The organism is Nostoc sp. DSM 114161 (genome assembly GCF_052692665.1).
Genome location: NZ_CP195141.1, coordinates 144616 through 164847 on the forward strand (window position 1 = coordinate 144616; position 20232 = coordinate 164847).

The window sequence follows — 20232 nt, forward strand, 5'->3', positions numbered from 1 at the left end:
GCAGAGAAACTTCTGCGAAGTCGGGGAATTATGCGGTCATCATGTGCATAGATCTGCAAGATTCTGCACATTTGCGGCAAGCAGCAGCACATTGCATCATTTTGGCATCGTCGCTCATCATTTCACAGGCCATGGCGCAGCGATCGCACATTTCTGCACACAGCATACAAGTGCGTTCCATGAACTCAGAACCGCCCATCATCATGTTCATACACATCATGCACATTTCAGCACAATCGCGCATCATGCTCATCATGCTCATCATACTTTTATCCATGTGCATACCACTCTTACTCATACAGTGAGTCATGGTTTCCATACACATTTTGTGGCAGTTCATACAAGCATCCATACAAGCTTGCATTTCTGAAGTCATGGTTTCAGCCATCATCATCATCATAGGAAATACCTCTTGATTTATTGATGCATTAACAACAACGTCCTTCTGAGGACTACTTATAACAGTAGTCGTAACTTTTTTATGAGTCAATGGGGTTTTTTCTTGAGAATTTATAAGCCTACTATCCCGATATAATTACCGGAAATTGAAATTAATTCCCCAGATATTTAGTGTTGTTTTTTCAAGGATTCATACATATTAAGGCTTACATACTCCCATTTTTAAGTAGAGTTTAATCTAGTCAACTAATTTTTCCTTGGAGATCAAAAGTAGAGTTACATTTGAAGAGCAAATAATGTAATTTTTTTTAACAAATGACTCAAAAAATATTTATTAACTTATATTAAGCTAGTATTTATTAACTTGTATTAACTTGAAGCTAGACATGCTTTCGAGTTAGACAACAACAGTATGAAAATCTCTCGATCCCTACCTACACGCTGTAGGGGTTTAGCAATGCTAAACCCTTACGGTTATTCCCCATTTCCCACTCCCTATTCCCTAATTTCAAGAAAGAGCATTTTCTAAATCAGCTTGTAAATCTTGGTGATGCTCAATTCCAACTGAAAGACGAACTAAATTATCCTTTATTCCACGCTTAAGGCGTTCTGCTTCTGGTATTGAACCGTGGGTCATTTTAGTGGGATAACAAAGCAGTGACTCAACTCCTCCCAAACTTTCAGCGAGCAAAAATAACTTGAGTCGGGAAGCAAATCTTTCAACCTCAGCAAAACCACCTTTTAATTCCAAACTAATCATCCCCCCAAAGCCAGACATTTGCTCTTTTGCTAGTTGATGTTGTTCGTGGGTAGGTAATCCTGGATAATAAATTCGCTCAACTTTAGGATGTTTTTCTAAAAATCTAGCCAAGAATAAAGCATTTTTTTCATGTTCTCGCATCCTCACAGCTAGAGTTTTAATTCCTCGCAGTACTAACCAACTATCAAAAGGACTGGGAATAGCCCCGATCGCATTTTGATAAAACTTCAGTTCAGTGTATAGTTGCTCGTTAGATGTGATAACTGCGCCACCAATAATATCACTGTGTCCCCCTAAATATTTAGTAGTGCTGTGAACCACAATATCAGCACCTAAATCTAACGGTCTTTGAAAATAAGGGCTGGCAAAGGTATTATCAACTACTAAAATGAGGTTGTGTTTGCGGGCAATATTCGCTAAGGCTGCAATATCAAGAATTTTTAACAAAGGATTGGTAGGAGTTTCAATCCAAATTAACTTAGTATTTGGTAAAATTGCAGATTCAAAATCAACGATATTATCAATATCTACATAAGTAGTTGTCACACCCCAATTTTTAACAACCTTTTCTAACAAACGATAAGTACCACCATATAAATCATCGCCAGCAACAATATGGTCGCCACTTTTGAGCAAACTTAATACAGTGGTGGTTGCAGCCAAGCCAGAGGCAAATGCTAAGCCAAATTTACCATTTTCAATAGAAGCTAAAGCTTCTTCTAAAGCAGTGCGCGTAGGGTTTCCTGTACGAGAATATTCATATCCCTTGTGCTTACCTATAGCTTCTTGTTCATAGGTGGAAGTCAAATAAATCGGGACAATCACCGCACCTGTTTGGGGGTCTGATTGCTGACCTTCATGAATTGCTTTAGTTTCAAATTCCATTATTGTTCCTTGATTATTCTTGGGTTTGACTAATCCAATATCTAATTAAATCTGCTCTGGTAATTAATCCAACAGGAACATCACCCCGCTTAATAATAATGCCTGTGGTTCCTGATAAAAGCAGCCGATAAGCTTCCGAAATATCAACTTCTTCATCAAGAATTGGCAGTGGTTTACCCATCACTGCTGAAACTTCCTGATTAGAAAAGTTAATACCATCGTGAAGAAATTTCATTAAAGAAGCTTCATTGACACTTCCGACTACATGATTATTATCAATTACTGGTAGCTGAGAAATATTTAACTTTTGCAGATAGTTTGTGGCTTGGCTCAAGGTATCACGGGGACTAACAGCAACTAGCGAAGGAAAATCTATTTTTTGAGCGAGAATTTCTCCAACTTTAGTACTTCTAACTGTTGTACCTTCCCAAAACCCATTTTCCTGCATCCAGGCATCCGAGTAAATTTTATTAATATAATTTCTTCCCGTATCTGGTAATAGCACTACAATATGCTTTGGCTCTGTTAATCTGGCTGCATACTTCAATGCTGCTGCTACTGCTGTACCACACGAACCTCCTACTAATAAACCTTCTTCCCGTGCTAAACGACGAGTCATGTTAAATGACTCTTTATCGCTAACCCGAACCATTTCATCTACTATTTGACGATTAAAAGTTTTGGGAATAAAGTCTTCCCCAATTCCTTCAACTTTGTAAGATTTGGGTGTGTCACCGGAAAGAATTGAACCTTCGGGATCTGCACCAACAATTACAATATTTGAATTTTGCTCTTTTAAATATTTGGCAACTCCAGAAATTGTACCGCCTGTTCCCATTCCCGCGACAAACACATCAACTTTACCATTACTATCTGACCAAATTTCTGGCCCCGTAGTTAAGTAATGTGCTAAAGGATTATTGGGGTTTTCAAATTGATTTGGTCTATAAGCGTTGGGTATTTCTTTAGCAAGTCTTTCTGCTACACCGTTATAACTTTCTGGTGAGTCAGGGGGTACAGATGTGGGAGTAACAACTACTTCTGCACCATAAGCTTTGAGCAAATTGATTTTATCCTGACTCATTTTATCAGGCATGACGAATATACAGCGATATTTTTTCACTGCTGCAATTAAAGCTAGTCCTACGCCAGTATTGCCTGCGGTGGCTTCAATAATAGTACCGCCAGGTTGGAGTTGACCTGTTTTTTCTGCGGCTTCAATCATGGTTAAGGCAATTCTATCTTTGGTACTGCCACCAGGATTAAGATATTCTACTTTGACATAAATAGTTGAGTGAATATCTTCGGTAATCTTGTTAAGTTTGACTAATGGAGTTCTACCAATTGCTTGCAAAATATTGTCGTAAGTAGTCATATAACAGTTGTAAAAAATTTGTAAGCCATTGTATTTATTCTCTTTGCGTACTTTGCGTTCTTGGTGGTTCGTCAAAAAATTCATTTTTACAAATGAGACATACTTTTGATAATTGCTATTTATTGTTAACAATAAATAAAATTTGACAAACGTTTAAGAAATTTAGATGTTAAAACGAACCGCAAAGGGCACATAGACAAGGCAGTGCGTTGGGCGGGTTCCCCGACTTGTAGCAACTGCCGCGCGGAGCGGCTTCCCGCAGGGTAGAGCGCAAAGATAAGAGCAAAAAAAGCTGTTAGGATATTGGTTGTAGATTGGGTTGTAGTTTGAGTAATCTGTCGCCCGCTGTTTGTAATGTCTCAGGTGTTTTGCTAAAGCAGAATCTGATTAATGAATGTCCTTTTTCAGGTTGGCTGAAAAAGCTAGAACCTGGAACTACAGCAACACCAATATTTTTAATTAAGTGGTAAGTGAATTCAATATCGGTTTTATAACCGAATTTGGAAATATCTGCAAGAACATAATATGCTCCTTTGGGACGGAAGTAGGGAATGCCTACTCGATCTAGAATTTGTAAAATGTTGTCTCGTTTGTGCTGATAGAGTTTGGCTAATTCTTCATAATATGATGGTGGTAGTTGCATGGCAGCAACTCCGGCCCGTTGCAATGGTGCAGGGGCACCTACTGTTAAGAAATCATGGACTTTACGAATGGCGGTTGTCAATTCTGGGTTTGCCAAAATATAACCGACTCGCCATCCGGTAACGCTATAGGTTTTGGATAGTCCGTTGATGGTAACTGTGCGTTCTTCCATTCCGGGAAGGGTCGCTAAAGCAATATGTTGAGCGCCATCGTAAAGAATGTGTTCATAGATTTCGTCAGTGAAGGCGAGTACATCCCACTTTTGACAAAGTTCGGCAATTAAAGTGAGTTCTTCACGGCTAAAGACTTTGCCAGTGGGGTTGTGGGGTGTATTAATAATAATGGCTTTGGTATTAGCATTGAAAGCTTGACGCAACTGTGTTTCATCAAATGTCCAATGTGGAGGATGCAGTGTCACATAGCGGGGTGTAGCACCAGCTAGAATCGCATCGGGGCCGTAGTTTTCATAGTACGGCTCGAATACAATTACTTCGTCACCGGGATCGACTGTAGCCAGCATGACAGCTGCCATTGCTTCTGTGGAACCACAAGTAACAGTGATTTGAGTTTCGGGGTTGATATCCAAGCCGAGATACCAGCGAACTTTTTTGGCGATCGCTTCCCGAAATGGGCGATCGCCCCAAGTGATAGCATATTGGTTAACATCAGCCTCTATTGCTTCATAAGCTGCCTGCTTCAACTCCTGGGGACAGGCAAAATCAGGAAATCCTTGGGCTAAATTCACCGCGCCATATTGCAGTGCCACCCTTGTCATTTCTCGAATCACCGACTCTGTAAACTGTCCTGCCTTCGCTGATATTTTTTGGCGCTGCATCTGACTCACCCCTTTACCTCTTGTACGACAATTTCTCTAAACTCGAATAAAACCATAATATCGATAGATTTATCGTAGTATACTCAAATTTCTAATTGAGAGGAAGAATTGGGCATGGGGCATTGGGCATTGGGCATGGGGAAAAGGGGAAAGATTAAATTTCAGGATTTACGCAAAAATGACCAACTTCGCTTAATTTCTCGTAGACGCTTTGCGGCTTGGCGTTCCCGAAGGTAGGCTACCGCCAAGACGCCAAAGATTTTTAGAGTGTGGGTAAATCCTAAATTTATTCCTTTTCCCTTTTCCCTTTAACCTTTTCCCGTCCCCAATGCCCAATGCCCAATGCCCTATATACTGAATTATTGAGATTAATAGTCAATTATTGAACGTACTAATCCAGAATCATCATGAAATCTTTGCATCGTCCCGATCTCTATAGCTGGTCTAGTTTCAATCCGGCAAGAAATATTGATTTCAATGGGATTGCCTGGATTCGCCCAGATGGCAACATCTTGATTGACCCAGTAGCGCTATCTAACCATGATTGGAATCATTTGCAATCTCTCGGTGGTGTGGGTTGGATTGTGTTGACGAATTCTGAACATGTCAGGGCAACTAAAGAAATTGCCGATCAAACTTATGCTAAGATAGCCGGCCCTGTGGCAGAAAAAGACAGTTTTCCCATACACTGCGATCGCTGGCTATCTGATGGTGAAGAATTTGTACCCGGACTAAAGGTAATTGAACTCCAAGGTTCTAAAACGCCCGGCGAACTGGCTCTATTATTGGAGGAAACGACTTTGATTACAGGAGATTTAGTACGGGCACGCAAGGCAGGTAGTTTGACTATATTACCTGATGACAAGCTGCTGAATCGAGAGCAGGCCGTTGCTTCTGTGCAGAGGTTGGCAGAACTTAGCCGGGTGGAAGCTGTGTTAGTGGGAGATGGTTGGCCTGTGTTCCGCGATGGACGCGATCGCTTAAAGGAACTTGTGGCGACGTTGTAAAAGTAATTTTGTAGATTTGTCTATCAAATTACAAACTGCTGATATGAACAATACGGTTTAATTTGTAAGAATTTAAAGTCATAAATTCCTGGTTTTTATTGAAAAAACCGGGAATTTTATCTTTTATAAATAATTTGATAATTGAGATACTTTGTATTAGCAAAGTGGTAAAAATCAGAAAATAAGTAACTCAATCGAAAGCATTATGACCAAAGTAATGCTGAAATAATGACTTTTTGCCAATGTGGATTCTGAATTGAATGTTTTAAACTCATAGCCATACAGCAATCCTATTTATACGTGAAACAAGTAAGACTTTTATAGCGAAAACAGATATTTTTCTGAAGGCTATTTAAGGGCTAAATGTTCGCAAATTAATGAGGAATGTTGTAGACAAGTAAACCAAACTTAACTAACGAGAGATTCGATTATGAAACGTATTCTAATTGGCACATTACTGGCTCTACCACTGGCTATTGCTTCTTTACCATCACAGGCATCGGCAGCAAAAATCATTGTCAGACCTGAGGTTCATAGACCTAATGTTGTTCGACGCCCAGTTATTCATCAAAAGTTGATTCCTGGGCATTGGGAAAAAACACGAAATGGTAGACGGTGGGTTCCCGCTCACTACGTGAGGATTTAATAAACAGCGATCGGTTTTCTACATTTTTGAGAAGTTATGATTTTCTACTTCTAAAGGTAGAAGTTTCGTTTGGAATATATATCAATTCCAGATGAAATTTGATAATCGATCTTTGTAGGGTGGGCATTATATAAAAAGGTAGTGCCTACCCTACGCTGATTAGGAATAGTTGTTTTCTCTACTTCCCCTGTCAGTTTATCTTAGTGTCATTATCATCAATGTATTGACAGTTAATAACTTGGCCGACTAGCTTAAGAAAATTAAGAGGGGAAGGATGAACAGTTGCCGCGTTGTCGTTGTTGGCGCTGGATTCGGTGGGTTGCAAGTTGCACAATCTTTAGCTGATTCTGGTTTAGATGTAGTATTAATCGATCGCAACAACTATCACACCTTTGTACCATTGTTGTATCAGGTTGCCACAGGGCAATTAGAACCTGAGTATATTGCTTATCCGATTCGGACAATTTTACGGCGATTCTCTTTGTTAGGGAATAAGGCTAAGATTGAGTTTTTAATGGCTGAGGTTAAGCAAATTGATTTTTCAAAACGAACTATTGAAACAGATACTTGTTTAATTAGCTATGACTTTCTTGTGCTAGCAACTGGAAGCCAAACTCAGTTTTTGGGAGTTCCTGGAGCTTCAGAATTTGCTTTTGCCATGAGAACTTTGGAAGAAGCGATCGCCATCCGAAATCAAATCTTATTTTGTTTTGAGCGAGCTATTCAAGAATCTGATTCATCACGACGCCAACAACTGCTGACGTTTACAATTGTCGGGGGTGGAGCAACCGGTGTTGAGGTGGCGGGTGCTTTTGCGGAAATGCTTCGAGGTCATTTGCGTCGAGACTATCTTACACTTTTCCCGGAAGTTAGGTTGATTCTCCTGCAATCTGGCGATCGCTTACTGGCCGAACTGCCAAAAAAGTTGGGAGCTTACACTCATAAACGATTACATCAACTAGGAGTAGAGGTTTATCTGCTTTCCAAAGTCACCAGAGTAACTTTTGAATCTGTGCATCTGCAAAATGATGAGGTAATTCCAACTGCAACCGTCATTTGGACTGCGGGGGTAGAGGCAAATTATCCCACAATCTCAGACGAGCTTTCTTTGGCAAATAAACGAAAGTTAATTGTTCATCCCACCCTGCAATTGCTAGAGCAACCTAATGTTTATGCCATTGGGGATTTGGCATATCTGGAAAAGAACGGCAAACCATTAGCTGGGTTTGCATCAGAGGCACTTCAGCAAGGTACTGCTGTAGCTCGAAATATTCAGCTGCAATTTCGAGGTAGATCGCCACAACCTTTTAGCTATTTCCACAAAGGAATATTAGTGATTATTGGCTGCTATTCAGGTGTGGCAAAAATTGGTACATTTGCCTTTACAGGCTGCCTACCTTGGCTGATGTGGCTAGGAGTTCATTTGGTATATCTCCCTGGCTACCGCAGTCGCTTATTAGTGTTACTTACTTGGCTTCATACTTATTTATCACGCGATCGCTCAGTTCGCTTAATTCTGTCTGTAAAAAAACGTTAGTGAGGAGTGAGGAGTTAGAAGTAGAGACGGAATTAATCGCGTCTCTAAAAGAGTTTGGAGTTTGCAGTTAAGAATTATTCTCCTCATCTCCCCATCTCCCCATCTCCTCATCTCCCCATCTCCCCTACGCCGGAACGAACTTCAGCGAAACACCGTTCATGCAGTAGCGCTGGCCTGTGGGTGCGGGGCCGTCGTCAAAAACATGACCCAGATGGCCGCCACAGCGACTACAATGCACTTCAGTTCTGGTCATTAACAATGACCTATCTACAGTAGTGGCGATCGCACCTTCAATTGGTTTATAAAAGCTAGGCCAGCCAGTACCGCTATTAAATTTGGTTTCAGATGTAAACAATGGTTGTTCGCACGCAGCACAATAATAAGTCCCTTCATCGTATTGCTTATCGAGAGGGCTAGTGTGAGCGCGTTCAGTCCCGTGTTTACGCAATACTCGAAACTGTTCTGGCGTTAAAATTTGACTCCACTCTTCTTCAGGTTTGTTAATCTCAAATCTACTGTTAGAAGTTGTCATTTCTTCTGACCCCCATTTGATATACCTTGATAATAAAGCTGTGCCAACTATTACTGCACTAGCTTGTAAAAAATACCGCTTGTCCATATATCTATTATTTTCTATTTCCTGGGTCACTGGTCAATCAACTCCAGTACGGTATTCCCTGCTTTAATTATCAGAATTAGCGATCGGTCTGAATTAAAGCTGATAATCTGATTAAAATTAGATGAGAAACAACAAATTATAAAATACTGGACGGAAATCCGATCCGCTTGACTTAATTTCGCGCTTTAATAAAAATCCACTAAATTCTGCATTCGTCTTCAATCATCATTTTCATCATCAGAACTTGTTAAATCCTGAGTACTGCCGTTTTTATCCTGACCGGTCAGAAACATAAATGAACTATTGAGCCGCTTCACACCACTCAGAGTGACTAGAGTCAGCAACCCTCCTAATAATCCCATTTGCCACAAACCGCAGCCGATGGCAGCCCCCAATCCGGCCGCTGTCCAGACACACGCAGCTGTGGTTAACCCGCGTACCTTTGGTGTCGCAGATTTTCTGGGAGACTCTTGTAAAATTAATCCAGCTCCTAGAAATCCTACTCCTGTAGCTACACCCTGTATTGTCCGACTCAACGCATTGGTAGCAGCATAGGGACTTTCACCTTCAGCTTGCAAAGGAATCATCACAAATAGTGCCGCACCCATACTCACCAGCATAAAAGTTCTCATCCCCGCGGGTCTACCTCCTTGCTGACGGTTAAATCCAATCATGCAACCAACCAGCAGCGCCAAAGACAGTCTCAAAGCTATATGCGGCCAATCATTGGCAGTAATAAACATCGGCCCCATTATCTTATTTCTCCCAGAGATAGAACAGAATTGGACGCCTATTGCTAGCTGACTGGATAATTACCCACATCTAGAGATAAAAACTTAACTACAATAAATCAATAGGTTTGGCGTACATTAAGAATAATTTAACAAAAGGTTAGCAATAAGCAAAATCATATACGCAAACCTGTAATTTCTCCATCCCTCCGAGAGGTGGAGGCAGGGGAGGCAGGGGAAAAGGTTAAAGGGTAAAGGGAAAAGGAATAAATTTAATCTTTCCCCTTTTCCCCTTGCCCCTTTCCCTTTCCCCTTGCCCAATGCCCAATGCCCAATGCCCAGTGTTTCTGAAAAAACTTCTTGCTTAGCGAAGTTGAATATGTGATACTCTAAAGCTGTAAGTAAAGTACGGTATTTTTATCAGATTACCGTAGTTTAAAAGGATAGAATTCATGCAGCTACTATGGTTCATCCCAACCCACGGAGACGGACGCTATCTTGCAACTGCTACAGGCGGAAGGGCAGTGAGTTTTGCCTATCTGCGGCAGATTGCCCAGGCGGTGGATGACCTTGGCTATACCGGGGCTTTGTTGCCAACTGGTCGCTCTTGCGAGGATGCTTGGATTGTAGCGTCAACGTTGGTATCACTGACGCGGCAGATGCGTTTTTTGGTGGCGATTCGTCCTGGCTTAGTGTCGCCTGGAGTAGCAGCGCGGATGGCGGCCACATTCGATCGCCTTTCTGGCGGACGCTTGCTGATTAATGTAGTTACAGGCGGCGATCCCGTAGAGTTAGCGGGAGATGGCTTGCATTTGGATCACGATCGCCGTTATGAATTAACGGATGAATTTTTGACGGTATGGCGAGCGATCGCTAGTGGCGAACAAGTCAATCTTCAGGGCGATTATCTCAACATTCAAGATGGCAAACTGTTGTTTCCACCAGTGCAAAAGCCATATCCACCCTTGTGGTTTGGTGGTTCTTCTCGCATTGCCCAGCAAATTGCAGCCAAGCACGTAGATGTTTATTTAACTTGGGGCGAACCACCAGCGCAAGTAGCCGATAAGATTGCATCAGTTAAGAGACTTGCCCAAGAACAAGGCCGGACATTGCGGTTTGGTATTCGCCTACATGTAATTGTGCGGGAAACCGAGAGCGAAGCTTGGGATGCAGCGAATCAATTGATTAAATATGTAGATGATGAAGCGATCGCTAAAGCCCAAAAAGCTTATGCCCGGATGGATTCAGTTGGACAACAGCGGATGACTCAACTACACCACGGTAGTCGAGAAGCACTAGAAATTAGTCCGAATCTGTGGGCTGGAGTTGGCTTAGTACGGGGTGGTGCCGGAACGGCCTTAGTCGGCGATCCGCAAACTGTAGCCGCCAGAATATTAGAATATGCAGATTTGGGTATTGAGTCCTTTATCCTCTCTGGGTATCCCCACCTAGAAGAAGCTTATCGAGTTGCAGAACTTTTATTTCCTCATTTGCCTTTAACAAATCTCCCCGCAGTAGAAAAGCAACACGTCTTGAGTCCATTTGGCGAGATCGTGGCAAACGAAGATTTTCCTCAGCAGCATAAACAGAAAGCTACATCCATATCCTAGTAAAGTTTAGGGTATTGGGGAATGGGGACTGGGGAGGTGGGGAGAAAGGGGGAAAGATTTCTTCTCTATCCTCCCACACCTCCCACACCTCCCACACTTCCTACTTGCCCCATGCCCCATGCCCATTAATTTAGGAGTTTAATTAAATGACAAAGATTTTAGCGATCGCAGGTAGTCCAACTCATCCTTCTAGAACTTACGGTGTTGTTGAATACACTGCTAAGCTTTTACAACAAGAAGGTTTGCATGTAGACATTATTTCAGCTAGGGATTTGCCTGCTGAAGATTTAGTTTTTGGAAGATATGACAGCCCTGCTTTAGAAGAACCAAAAGCTTTATTAGCAAACGCAAATGGTGTGATTATTGCCACCCCAATCTACAAAGCTGCTTACACAGGAGTACTCAAAAGTTTTCTCGATTTATTACCGCAGAAATCATTAACAGGTAAACCTGTATTACCAATTGCACTTGGTGGGACGATCGCTCATTTATTAGCAATAGAATATGCTCTAAAACCTGTGTTAGGTGAATTAGGAGCGCGGCATATTTTAGCTACTGTTTATGCAGTAGATAAACAAATTCAACGACAACCCGATAATAGCGTCGTGTTAGATGAAGATATTGACCAAAGGCTCAAAGACGTTCTCAAAGAATTTGTGAAAGCTGTAGAATACGATGCCGCAGCACCTCAAGAATTGGTTCATGCCAATTAAATAAACAAGTTTATACCTCCGTTTGTCGTAGCAGTAGGGTAATTCATACCCATCTGCTACCTTTCTCAAAAAGTTAAAAATAGCAACATCAATTTATTCTTAATAATTACATTTTTGTAGCTAGCTCAAAATCAAGAGGCTACACCTATACTTGTTTATTCTATTCAACTAATATCGCGTATCTTTAAACTTCAATAAATAACTAATCAGGCTCAGATCCAATATTTTTTGGTTAAAGGGGAAAGGTTTAATTCATCCCTTAGGCATTTACCTTTACCCTTTTCCCAAACCACCAAAAAATTTGTTGGCACTTATCCGAAAAGTATTGCGGTCACATTATACGAGGTGTAAAACATGGATATCAAATTTGCATATTGGATTCCTAACGTCAGTGGCGGTTTAGTTGTTAGCAAAATCCCCCAACGCACAGATTGGACTTATGATTACAATGCCCAACTAGCCCAAACTGCCGAACAGGTGGGATTTGATTACGCTTTGGCACAAGCTCGGTTTATTGCTAGCTATGGTGCTGAGTACCAACTGGAAGCTCTCACCACGGTAGCAGCTTTAGCGCCAGTTACCCAGAAGTTAAAATTGATTGCTGCGGTTCATCCAGGATTGTGGCATCCTGGCGTAGTTGCCAAGATGGGTTCGTCCATTGATGCAATCTCCAGTGGCCGCTTCTGTCTGAATGTTGTCAGCGGTTGGTTTAAAGATGAATTCACCATCTACGGCGAACACTGGTTAGATCATGATGAGCGCTATCGTCGTTCTGAAGAATTTATTCGCGTTCTTAAAGGAATGTGGACTGAGGAAGAGTTCCACTTTAAGGGGGACTTTTATCGCATCAATGGTGGTTGGGTGAAACCCAAACCTGTTAGTTCTCCTCACCCAGAAATTTTCCAAGGCGGTAACTCAAAAGCTGCACGACGAATGGCATCCCGCGTCTCTGACTGGTACTTCATGAATGGGAATACCTTAGAAGGAGTGCGCGAGCAAATTGAAGAAGTTTCTGCACTGGCGCGTCAAGAAGGACGAAAAATTAAGTTTGGCTTGAATGCCTTTATTTTGGTGCGGGATACCGAAGCTCAAGCTCATGCTGTTTTAGAAGAAATTATCGCTAAAGCAGATGTAGAAGCAGTTCATGGGTTTGGGGAAGCAGTCAAACAAGCCGGTGCTTCCACTAGGGAACGCCAGGGAATGTGGGCAAACTCTAACTTCTCTGATTTAGTACAGTACAACGATGGATTTAAAACCGGATTAATTGGCACTGCTGAGCAAGTTGCCGATCGCATCCGTCAATATTACGAACTCGGTGTCGATCTAATTCTCGGTGGTTTCCTGCATTATACGGATGACTTGCCAGCATTTGGTCAAACTGTAATTCCTTTAGTCAGAGAAATTGAAGCTCATCGCCGGACATCTGAAGAGTTGGTGGTTGCATAGAAACGCGATTTATCGCATCTGCGGAAAAATAAAAAGGTAGGTATTATATGACAGCAGTAATTTCTTCTGAGCAAAAAGCCCATGTAATAACTAGCGATGCCGAAGCGATCGCCATTGCTAAGGAACTAGCAGCTGAATTTGTCAAAGGAGATTCGGAACGCGATCGAGACCGGCGTCTACCATATGAAGAGGTGAAAAAGTTCTCTGCTAGTGGGTTATGGGGAATCACCGTACCTAAGGAATATGGCGGGGCGTTTGTTTCTAATGCTACCTTGGCAAAAGTCATCAAAATTATCTCCGAGGCCGATCCCAGTCTGGGACAAATTCCCCAAAATCACCTCTACATGGTGGAAGCAATCCGGCTGGACGGTACCGAGGAACAGAAACGGTTTTTCTTTGATTTGGTATTGCAAGGTAAGCGTTTCGGTAATGCCTTTTCGGAAATTGGCACCAAATCTGTAACCGACGTGCGGACACGCTTAGAAAAATCTGGCGATGGATACGTCCTCAACGGACGCAAATTTTATTCTGCTGGGGCGCTGTTAGCACATTGGATTCCAGTAATTGCAAGTAATGACGAAGGCAAAACAGTAATTGCTTTCGTAGAACGTGACGCCGAAGGGCTAACTTTACTCGATGACTGGAGTAGTTTTGGCCAGCGAACTACTGCTAGTGGCACCACGATTCTAGAAAATGTGAAGGTGAAATCAGAGCATGTGATTCCTCACTACTTAGCCTTTGAGCGTGCTACTCCTATGGGTGCGATCGCTCAAATTATCCAGGCAGCGGTAGATGTTGGCATTGCCAAAGCCGCAGTGCGAGACACAATCGACTTCGTTCGCAAGCATACCCGTCCTTGGGTTGACAGTAATTTGGAGCATGGTTACGAAGATCCCTTAACAATTTATAATCTTGGACAGGTGCAGATTCAGGTTCACGCTGCCGAAGCACTGTTAAAGCGTGCGGGTGAATTTATCGATCGCGCAAACGCTTCTGGTTTAGAAGAACCGAAAGTAGTTGCCGCTTCCATCGCCGTAGCTGAAGCCAAAGCCCTAGCCACCGAAGCATCCTTACTCGCAACCAACAAGTTGTTTGAACTAGCAGGTACAAAGTCTACCTTGCAAGAGTTCAATTACGATCGCCACTGGCGCAATGCCAGAGCGCATACTCTACACGATCCCGTGCGTTGGAAATATTACGCCGTTGGTAATTATTTCTTGAACAATGTCAATCCACCACGTCATCCGTGGTTGTAAAGTTTCCCAAAATTACAGCAGATTGCAACTTGGTGAGGTACAGATCATCGTAGGGGCGCACAGCTGTGCCCCCCTACCCATGTAACTATGTACTTCATTTACTTGAAAAACGCTGTATTAGGTTGAATTTAGGACTTACGCACTGAAGCCTGAAACCCCGATCCCCCTCTTGAAAGGCTACCGCGTACACACAAGTCTTTTAGAGTTGTTGTGTAAGACACAGAAAATTAATTTTTGCTCTTCGATGCAACAAAGGTGCAGGGCGATGCAACAAAGGTGCAAGGCAATGCAACAAAGGTGCAAGCCGATGCAACAAAGGTGCAGGGCGATGCAACAAAGGTGCAGGGCGATGCAACAAAGGTGCAGGGCAATGCAACAAAGGTGCAAGGCAATGCAACAAAGGTGCAAGCCGATGCAACAAAGGTGCAGGTCAAGAGACTTGTGTATACACCGTAGCTTTTTCAAGGGGAATTGGCGGGATCGAAAGCCTGCGGCCCAACTCTAGAAGACTTGTGCGTACACCGTAGCCCCGAAGCAGGAGAGGTTTTAACAAATTCGCTGGGTTTAAGTCCCCCGGTTCTATAACCGGTCAGTTTTGTGGTGGGGTCTAAATGCCCATTACAAAACTGTACTTCCGACTTCCAACTTCTTTAACAGGGGTTCTTTGGAATCTATAGCGATCTTTCTTCCCTTTGCGTCCTACCCTGCGGGAAGCCGCTCCGCGTCTACGCGTACTTTGCGGTAGCCTGCGGCAAGCCCTTCGGGTTCGGTAGTTGCTACCCTACGGGAACGCTAAGAGCGAACAAGTCGGGAAACCCGCCCAATGCACTACCTCACCGCTGGCGCGTCTACGTTTCCTTCTCAATATTTTTCACAAATCAAATAGGACTGCTATATCGAACTCACGTTATATTAATGGCAATGCGCTTTTTTGGTCGGGTTAGCCAGTAAATTAGATGTAGGGCGTAAAAAAATAAACTTAATGAAAGCGATGTCTAACGACAAGCCGCAAGGTGCGTGCGCTTCTGCTCTTACATCTATCGTCGGCGAAGAAAATGCTGTTTGCCTTTGGGAAAATGTCGAACTAAATCAGCAAAAACGTATTCAAAAGGCTATAGCTTCCGGAAACCTTCCCAATTGTATTGTCTATCCCCGCACCCAAGAACAGCTAGCCGCAGTCCTCGCCACAGCTGATAAAAACAACTGGCGTGTCTTGCCCTGTGGTAGTGGCAGTAAACTTTCTTGGGGTGGTTTAGCTAAGGGCATTGATATTGTAGTCAGCACAGAACGCATCAACCAACTCATCGAACATGCTGTGGGTGATTTAACTGTGACTGTAGAAGCGGGGATGAAATTCTCGAATCTGCAAGCACTTTTAGCAAACTCGCGGCAATTTCTTGCCCTTGACCCCACTGCACCAAAGTCGGCAACTATTGGCGGTATCGTCGCCACAGGTGATACAGGTTCTCTACGACAACGCTATGGTAGCGTGCGCGACCAATTACTAGGTATTACTTTTGTGCGTGCTGATGGACAAATTGCGAAAGCTGGCGGAAGAGTAGTCAAAAATGTTGCCGGATACGATCTAATGAAATTGTTTACTGGATCTTACGGCACATTAGGAGTTATTAGTCAAGTAACTTTTCGACTGTATCCGCTACAAGAAGCATCGGCAACGGTGGTACTAACTGGTGAAGCTGAGGCTGTATCTCAAGCGGCTGATACTTTGCGGGGTTCGGGGTTAACACCAGTCCAGGCTGATTTGCTATCAACTAAATTGGTATCTGGTTTAGGTTTGGGTAAAGGACTAGGATTAATTGCTCGGTTTCAAAGTATTAGTGAGAGCGTTAAAGAACAGTCAAACCGAGTTTTGGAACTAGGGCAAAAATTGGGTTTAGATGGGGCAATTTATATAGATGGCGATGAAGCTAATCTATGGGAAAGATTACAACAACGAATACATTCTCGTGTTGAAGAATCTGTAATTACCTGCAAAATAGGAGTGTTACCTACTGCTGCGGTGGAAATTTTATCTGAGGTGGAGTTAGGTTTAATTCATATCAGTAGTGGTTTGGGTTTGTTACAATTAGAGGATAAAGATCGGGTTTTGCAAGTTCGCGATGAGCTACGCCTACGCACTCAAACTCATAGTGGTTTTTTAACAATTCTGGAAGCACCAGCGGCGGTTAAAGAACAAGTAGATGTTTGGGGTTATACGGGGAATGGTTTAACATTGATGCGCCGTATTAAAGAGCAGTTTGATAGCAAAAATATTTTAAGTCCTGGTAGGTTTGTAGGTGGGATTTAGTTGGAAGAAATAACCGCCAAGGACGCCAAGGAAGAGGGGAGAAGAATTGATTATGCAAGTTTCAGAAAATTCTGTTAATAAGACGGCTAGTTTGAAAGATTTGCAGGGGTTTGATGAGAGTCATCCACCTGAGCCGAATTTGATTGATAGTTGTGTGCATTGTGGATTTTGTCTCTCGACTTGTCCGAGTTATCGGGTGTTGGGTAAGGAGATGGATTCTCCTAGAGGACGCATCTATTTAATGGATGCAATTAATGAGAGTAAGATTGCTCTTAATACGGCAACAGTAGAACATTTTGATTCTTGTTTGGGATGTCTTGCTTGCGTGAGTACTTGTCCTTCTGGCGTGCAGTATGACAAGTTAATATCTGCAACTCGTCACCAAATTGAACGCAATTATCCCCGCAGTTTGCCAGATAAATTATTTCGGCAGTTGATATTTTCTCTGTTTCCTTATCCCAATCTTTTACGAGTTTTATTAGCTCCCTTGTTTGTTTATCAAAAGTTGGGTTTGAGTAAGTTAGTTCGGACTACCAATTTACTCAATAAAATATCTCCTCGTTTGGCAGCAATGGAATCTATTCTGCCAAAAATTACTCTCAAATCTTTTCAAGATAATTTGCCTAGTGTGATTCCTGCTAAAGGTGAAAAGCGCTACCGTGTTGGGGTAATTTTGGGATGCGTGCAACGATTGTTCTTTTCTCCTGTGAATGAAGCGACGGTGCGGGTTTTGACAGCGAATGGTTGTGAAGTTGTAATTCCCAAATCTCAAAGCTGTTGTGCAGCGCTTCCCGAACACCAAGGACAAACAGAACAGGCCAAGGCTTTAGCAAGACAGATGATTGATAGTTTTGCCAAGACTGATGTAGATTTTGTAATTATCAATGCTGCTGGCTGCGGTCATACTTTAAAAGAATACGGTCATATATTAGAAGACGACCCAGAATATCGCGAAAAAGCGAAGGATTTTGCGGCTAAGGTGAAAGATGCTCAAGAGTTTTTGGCAACTGTTGGATTAACAGCCAAACTATCACCATTGACAGATCAAACTTTGACTTTAGTTTATCAAGATGCTTGCCATTTATTACACGGTCAAAAGATTAGCGTCCAACCGCGTCAGTTATTGCGGCAAATTCCAGGGGTCAAGTTAAAAGAACCTCTAGATGCGGCTTTGTGTTGTGGCAGTGCTGGTGTTTATAATATGTTGCAACCAGAAGTTTCTGAGGAATTGGGTCAGCAAAAAGTACAAAATTTATTGAATACTGGTGCTGAGTTAATTGCTTCTGCTAATCCGGGGTGTACTTTGCAAATTACTAAGCATTTAAAGTTGCAAGGTAAAAAGATTTCAGTAATTCACCCGATGGAGTTGTTAGATTATTCAATTCGGGGTGTGAAGTTGGAAGTTTGAAAAGTAAATATAAGACCTCTTGCATAAATCGAAAATAAGACCCCACCCCGCCAAAGCTACGCTTTGTCTCCCCTCCCCTTCCTTAGCAAGGGGTGGGGTATTAGGGACTTTTGCAAGAGGTCTATAGATTTAGTGCAGCGTAGCACAGCTTTGTTTATTAGTTCAAGTTAAGGTTTTTGCTGAAAATTCTAGATCCCGAAGACGCGATAAATCGCCGTTTCTACAATAATCAATCTTTCGTAGAGACGGCGATTTATTGCGTCTCTTGTCAATTTTATTTATGAATTAGATGATTTATCCTGCTTGACTTTTTTGATTAATTCTATGTAGACATTAACCTCATTTACTTCTAGATCGTGTTCGACTCTGGTTACTTTCCATTTCTCTTTTTTTAAGTAAATTTCCTCTCCTAGTCTAGGAACAAATTGTAAATCATAGAACTTTTTAACAAAATCTTTTTGATTCTCTTCCCATATGATTACTTTGGCTACTTCTTTGCTCATTGTTTGTCCTTTTTTGTTACTAAATAAAACTCAGTACTTTGATGACATTCATGAGGCAAGTTTATCTTATTAATTCAAGTCAATAACGTAGTAAAAACCACATTATTTACTCTTTATTTTCTTTACTATAAATTTCCAGTAAAAATACTCAAGTTTTTATAAAAATAATGTTTTTTCTACAGCGTTATTCTCAATATTTATAGACTAATGAGAATACCTAATGGAAAAATTAGGGCTTGAAGAAAGGCTTAAATAACCTTTTCAACATGCCATGAAAAGTCAGAATATTAGCAGGTTAAAAAACAACAATAATTTAAGCTTTTGTGAAATGTTTTCTTAAATGCCTTAACTGTCCTTGCATTTTTATTAAAAACCTGGAACCTAAACGAAAGATATTAATTTTTGACTTTTGAAATACCCTGGCAACATAGTTATCAGGTGATAAATTAACAAGAAACTACTTAGTGTTGGTACTTAATTTTGGCAACGCTGAAATTTTACAGCAGAATTTAGGAGTCAGAATTCAAAAGCTAAAAAAGAGGTAACTTATGAGCGATACTCAAATGACAATCGCCATAGCATTTTTTTCAAGATTTAGGATTGCGATCGCCTATTTGTCTGCAACTGCGTTATTGTCTCCAAAGACAAACCGCTTGTAGGAATTAGGTAAACGGAAAATATAAATATAATTATTTCCTAAAAAAGTTACGCTACAAACAATTTTTAGCCAGTTTTTTGTATATTATCAGCTATTTCATTTTATTTTTTGCTTGAAAATAAGTTATTATATTGATCTAACATAATTATGTTGCTTCCATTACCAAAAGAAGTGCTTGTTTGGCTATTATTTACATTTATAGTCTCAGTACTTCCATTAGGAATTGATTGTCTGGTTAGGCTATTTTACGGACAAGAATGGTTTGACTATCAACATTACAGAGATGGGCAGTTACTAATAATTGCTGTATCATTTGGAGCGGAATCAATAGGTAATATCCTGATTAGGTCAAGCTTAAATCAATGGTATGAAATTCTAATCATCGGTGGTTGTTTTTTGTCTACATTAGCTGCTGGGCTACTCTATCCTTACATCAAAAATCTTCCAGTAAATAGTCAAAAAACAACTAGTCAAAACATTGACAGAAGCATATTTTATGCGACGGTAGCTATATTTTTATTTTCTTTTGCTACCAGTCTTTTTTGCAAGTATTTAGCTATGTCTTAATTCGGAGGAAATTATGGAAATTCTAGCGATTGTTTCTAGCATAATGGGCGTGTCTGCTTTAGCAACTACATTTAAGCTTGTGAGAAATATGTACGATCCAAAAAAAAAGGGTGGAGTAAACAAGAGAGAAAGTAAATTACCTTCATATCAAAAAGATGTTAGATGTGTTAACTGTGTTAACAATCCTAACCAAGGATCTGTGTTAAAAGTTTTTATTGAAGGGAATTTAGATAATTTAGATTCAGAACATAAAGCAAAATTACAAGATGTTATCGAAAAATTTAGAAAAGAAGTCAGTGAAAGTATTAGACGGTGAAGGTTATCGGC

19 protein-coding genes are annotated in these 20232 nt (G+C 41.4%); 12 read left to right on the forward strand and 7 right to left on the reverse strand.

The genetic code is table 11. The features are described from left to right. Positions 1–28 precede the first annotated feature (28 nt). The 4 genes from NSTC745_RS00580 to NSTC745_RS00595 all read right to left on the reverse strand — a co-directional run bounded on the left by NSTC745_RS00580 (position 29) and on the right by NSTC745_RS00595 (position 4896). Positions 29–400, reverse strand: coding sequence for a four-helix bundle copper-binding protein (locus NSTC745_RS00580; protein WP_445638496.1), 372 nt, complete (start codon positions 398–400; stop codon positions 29–31). 507 nt (positions 401–907) lie between these two features. Then, positions 908–2044: a cystathionine gamma-synthase gene (locus NSTC745_RS00585; protein WP_445635437.1), complete on the reverse strand. Its 1137-nt coding sequence runs from the start codon at positions 2042–2044 to the stop codon at positions 908–910. A 13-nt stretch (positions 2045–2057) separates the two neighbouring features. Continuing rightward, positions 2058–3494: a cystathionine beta-synthase gene (locus tag NSTC745_RS00590; protein ID WP_445635438.1), complete on the reverse strand. Its 1437-nt coding sequence runs from the start codon at positions 3492–3494 to the stop codon at positions 2058–2060. 220 nt (positions 3495–3714) lie between these two features. Further along, positions 3715–4896, reverse strand: coding sequence for a pyridoxal phosphate-dependent aminotransferase (locus tag NSTC745_RS00595; protein ID WP_445635439.1), 1182 nt, complete (start codon positions 4894–4896; stop codon positions 3715–3717). Between the two features lie 407 nt (positions 4897–5303). On the opposite strand from NSTC745_RS00595, the gene NSTC745_RS00600 reads away from it, so the two are divergent. The 3 genes from NSTC745_RS00600 to NSTC745_RS00610 all read left to right on the forward strand — a co-directional run bounded on the left by NSTC745_RS00600 (position 5304) and on the right by NSTC745_RS00610 (position 8086). After that, positions 5304–5903 carry an MBL fold metallo-hydrolase gene (locus tag NSTC745_RS00600; RefSeq protein ID WP_445635440.1) on the forward strand — a complete coding sequence of 200 codons (600 nt, stop codon included), beginning with the start codon at positions 5304–5306 and terminating at the stop codon, positions 5901–5903. Positions 5904–6333: 430 nt separating this feature from the next. Continuing rightward, complete coding sequence (locus tag NSTC745_RS00605; RefSeq protein WP_445635441.1) at positions 6334–6549, forward strand: hypothetical protein; 216 nt, start codon at positions 6334–6336, stop codon at positions 6547–6549. 274 nt (positions 6550–6823) lie between these two features. Further along, positions 6824–8086: an NAD(P)/FAD-dependent oxidoreductase gene (locus tag NSTC745_RS00610; RefSeq protein ID WP_445635442.1), complete on the forward strand. Its 1263-nt coding sequence runs from the start codon at positions 6824–6826 to the stop codon at positions 8084–8086. Positions 8087–8210: 124 nt separating this feature from the next. On the opposite strand, the gene msrB is transcribed toward NSTC745_RS00610, so the two are convergent. After that, positions 8211–8705: a peptide-methionine (R)-S-oxide reductase MsrB gene (gene msrB, locus NSTC745_RS00615; protein ID WP_445635443.1), complete on the reverse strand. Its 495-nt coding sequence runs from the start codon at positions 8703–8705 to the stop codon at positions 8211–8213. Positions 8706–8923: 218 nt separating this feature from the next. Continuing rightward, complete coding sequence (locus tag NSTC745_RS00620; RefSeq protein WP_445635444.1) at positions 8924–9457, reverse strand: MgtC/SapB family protein; 534 nt, start codon at positions 9455–9457, stop codon at positions 8924–8926. A 431-nt stretch (positions 9458–9888) separates the two neighbouring features. Here NSTC745_RS00620 and ssuD point away from each other — a divergent pair, with 431 nt between their 5' ends. From ssuD to NSTC745_RS00655, 7 genes are all read left to right on the forward strand, one after another. Beyond that, entirely contained in the window at positions 9889–11046 is a 1158-nt protein-coding gene (gene ssuD, locus NSTC745_RS00625; RefSeq protein ID WP_445635445.1) for an FMNH2-dependent alkanesulfonate monooxygenase, read from the forward strand. 146 nt (positions 11047–11192) lie between these two features. Further along, positions 11193–11759 carry an NADPH-dependent FMN reductase gene (gene ssuE, locus NSTC745_RS00630; RefSeq protein WP_445635446.1) on the forward strand — a complete coding sequence of 189 codons (567 nt, stop codon included), beginning with the start codon at positions 11193–11195 and terminating at the stop codon, positions 11757–11759. 354 nt (positions 11760–12113) lie between these two features. Further along, positions 12114–13205, forward strand: coding sequence for a dimethylsulfone monooxygenase SfnG (sfnG, locus tag NSTC745_RS00635; protein ID WP_445635447.1), 1092 nt, complete (start codon positions 12114–12116; stop codon positions 13203–13205). A 47-nt stretch (positions 13206–13252) separates the two neighbouring features. After that, complete coding sequence (locus NSTC745_RS00640; protein WP_445635448.1) at positions 13253–14461, forward strand: SfnB family sulfur acquisition oxidoreductase; 1209 nt, start codon at positions 13253–13255, stop codon at positions 14459–14461. A 234-nt stretch (positions 14462–14695) separates the two neighbouring features. Further along, a complete protein-coding gene (locus NSTC745_RS00645) occupies positions 14696–14917 on the forward strand; it encodes a hypothetical protein (RefSeq protein ID WP_445635449.1) in 222 nt (73 codons plus the stop codon). A 526-nt stretch (positions 14918–15443) separates the two neighbouring features. Continuing rightward, the gene (locus NSTC745_RS00650; RefSeq protein WP_445635450.1) at positions 15444–16769 is read left to right on the forward strand and encodes an FAD-binding oxidoreductase; all 1326 of its coding nucleotides are present in this window, start codon (positions 15444–15446) and stop codon (positions 16767–16769) included. Positions 16770–16821: 52 nt separating this feature from the next. After that, positions 16822–18177, forward strand: a complete 1356-nt coding sequence (locus tag NSTC745_RS00655; RefSeq protein WP_445635451.1) for a (Fe-S)-binding protein — start codon at positions 16822–16824, stop codon at positions 18175–18177. A gap of 278 nt (positions 18178–18455) precedes the next feature. Here NSTC745_RS00655 and NSTC745_RS00660 read toward each other — a convergent pair whose 3' ends face one another. Further along, positions 18456–18680 (reverse strand): hypothetical protein, encoded by a 225-nt coding sequence (locus tag NSTC745_RS00660; protein ID WP_445635452.1) that lies wholly within the window; start codon positions 18678–18680, stop codon positions 18456–18458. An 805-nt stretch (positions 18681–19485) separates the two neighbouring features. Between NSTC745_RS00660 and NSTC745_RS00665 the strand changes: the two genes are divergently transcribed. Together NSTC745_RS00665 and NSTC745_RS00670 are read left to right on the forward strand one after the other, a co-directional pair. Beyond that, entirely contained in the window at positions 19486–19905 is a 420-nt protein-coding gene (locus NSTC745_RS00665) for a hypothetical protein (RefSeq protein WP_445635453.1), read from the forward strand. Between the two features lie 13 nt (positions 19906–19918). Beyond that, positions 19919–20221, forward strand: a complete 303-nt coding sequence (locus NSTC745_RS00670; protein WP_445635454.1) for a hypothetical protein — start codon at positions 19919–19921, stop codon at positions 20219–20221. Positions 20222–20232: the final 11 nt, after the last annotated feature.

Excerpts from the sequence above, each read along its gene's own strand:
- NSTC745_RS00585 (WP_445635437.1), bottom strand. The coding sequence starts at position 2,044 with ATGGAATTTGAAACTAAAGCAATTCATGAAGGTCAGCAATCAGACCCC.
- NSTC745_RS00600 (WP_445635440.1), top strand. The coding sequence starts at position 5,304 with ATGAAATCTTTGCATCGTCCCGATCTCTATAGCTGGTCTAGTTTCAAT.
- NSTC745_RS00620 (WP_445635444.1), bottom strand. The coding sequence starts at position 9,457 with ATGGGGCCGATGTTTATTACTGCCAATGATTGGCCGCATATAGCTTTG.
- NSTC745_RS00670 (WP_445635454.1), top strand. The coding sequence starts at position 19,919 with ATGGAAATTCTAGCGATTGTTTCTAGCATAATGGGCGTGTCTGCTTTA.
- NSTC745_RS00665 (WP_445635453.1), top strand. The coding sequence starts at position 19,486 with ATGTTGCTTCCATTACCAAAAGAAGTGCTTGTTTGGCTATTATTTACA.
- ssuE (WP_445635446.1), top strand. The coding sequence starts at position 11,193 with ATGACAAAGATTTTAGCGATCGCAGGTAGTCCAACTCATCCTTCTAGA.
- msrB (WP_445635443.1), bottom strand. The coding sequence starts at position 8,705 with ATGGACAAGCGGTATTTTTTACAAGCTAGTGCAGTAATAGTTGGCACA.
- NSTC745_RS00605 (WP_445635441.1), top strand. The coding sequence starts at position 6,334 with ATGAAACGTATTCTAATTGGCACATTACTGGCTCTACCACTGGCTATT.
- NSTC745_RS00640 (WP_445635448.1), top strand. The coding sequence starts at position 13,253 with ATGACAGCAGTAATTTCTTCTGAGCAAAAAGCCCATGTAATAACTAGC.
- sfnG (WP_445635447.1), top strand. The coding sequence starts at position 12,114 with ATGGATATCAAATTTGCATATTGGATTCCTAACGTCAGTGGCGGTTTA.
- NSTC745_RS00660 (WP_445635452.1), bottom strand. The coding sequence starts at position 18,680 with ATGAGCAAAGAAGTAGCCAAAGTAATCATATGGGAAGAGAATCAAAAA.
- NSTC745_RS00650 (WP_445635450.1), top strand. The coding sequence starts at position 15,444 with ATGAAAGCGATGTCTAACGACAAGCCGCAAGGTGCGTGCGCTTCTGCT.
- NSTC745_RS00655 (WP_445635451.1), top strand. The coding sequence starts at position 16,822 with ATGCAAGTTTCAGAAAATTCTGTTAATAAGACGGCTAGTTTGAAAGAT.
- NSTC745_RS00610 (WP_445635442.1), top strand. The coding sequence starts at position 6,824 with ATGAACAGTTGCCGCGTTGTCGTTGTTGGCGCTGGATTCGGTGGGTTG.
- ssuD (WP_445635445.1), top strand. The coding sequence starts at position 9,889 with ATGCAGCTACTATGGTTCATCCCAACCCACGGAGACGGACGCTATCTT.
- NSTC745_RS00580 (WP_445638496.1), bottom strand. The coding sequence starts at position 400 with ATGATGATGATGATGGCTGAAACCATGACTTCAGAAATGCAAGCTTGT.
- NSTC745_RS00595 (WP_445635439.1), bottom strand. The coding sequence starts at position 4,896 with ATGCAGCGCCAAAAAATATCAGCGAAGGCAGGACAGTTTACAGAGTCG.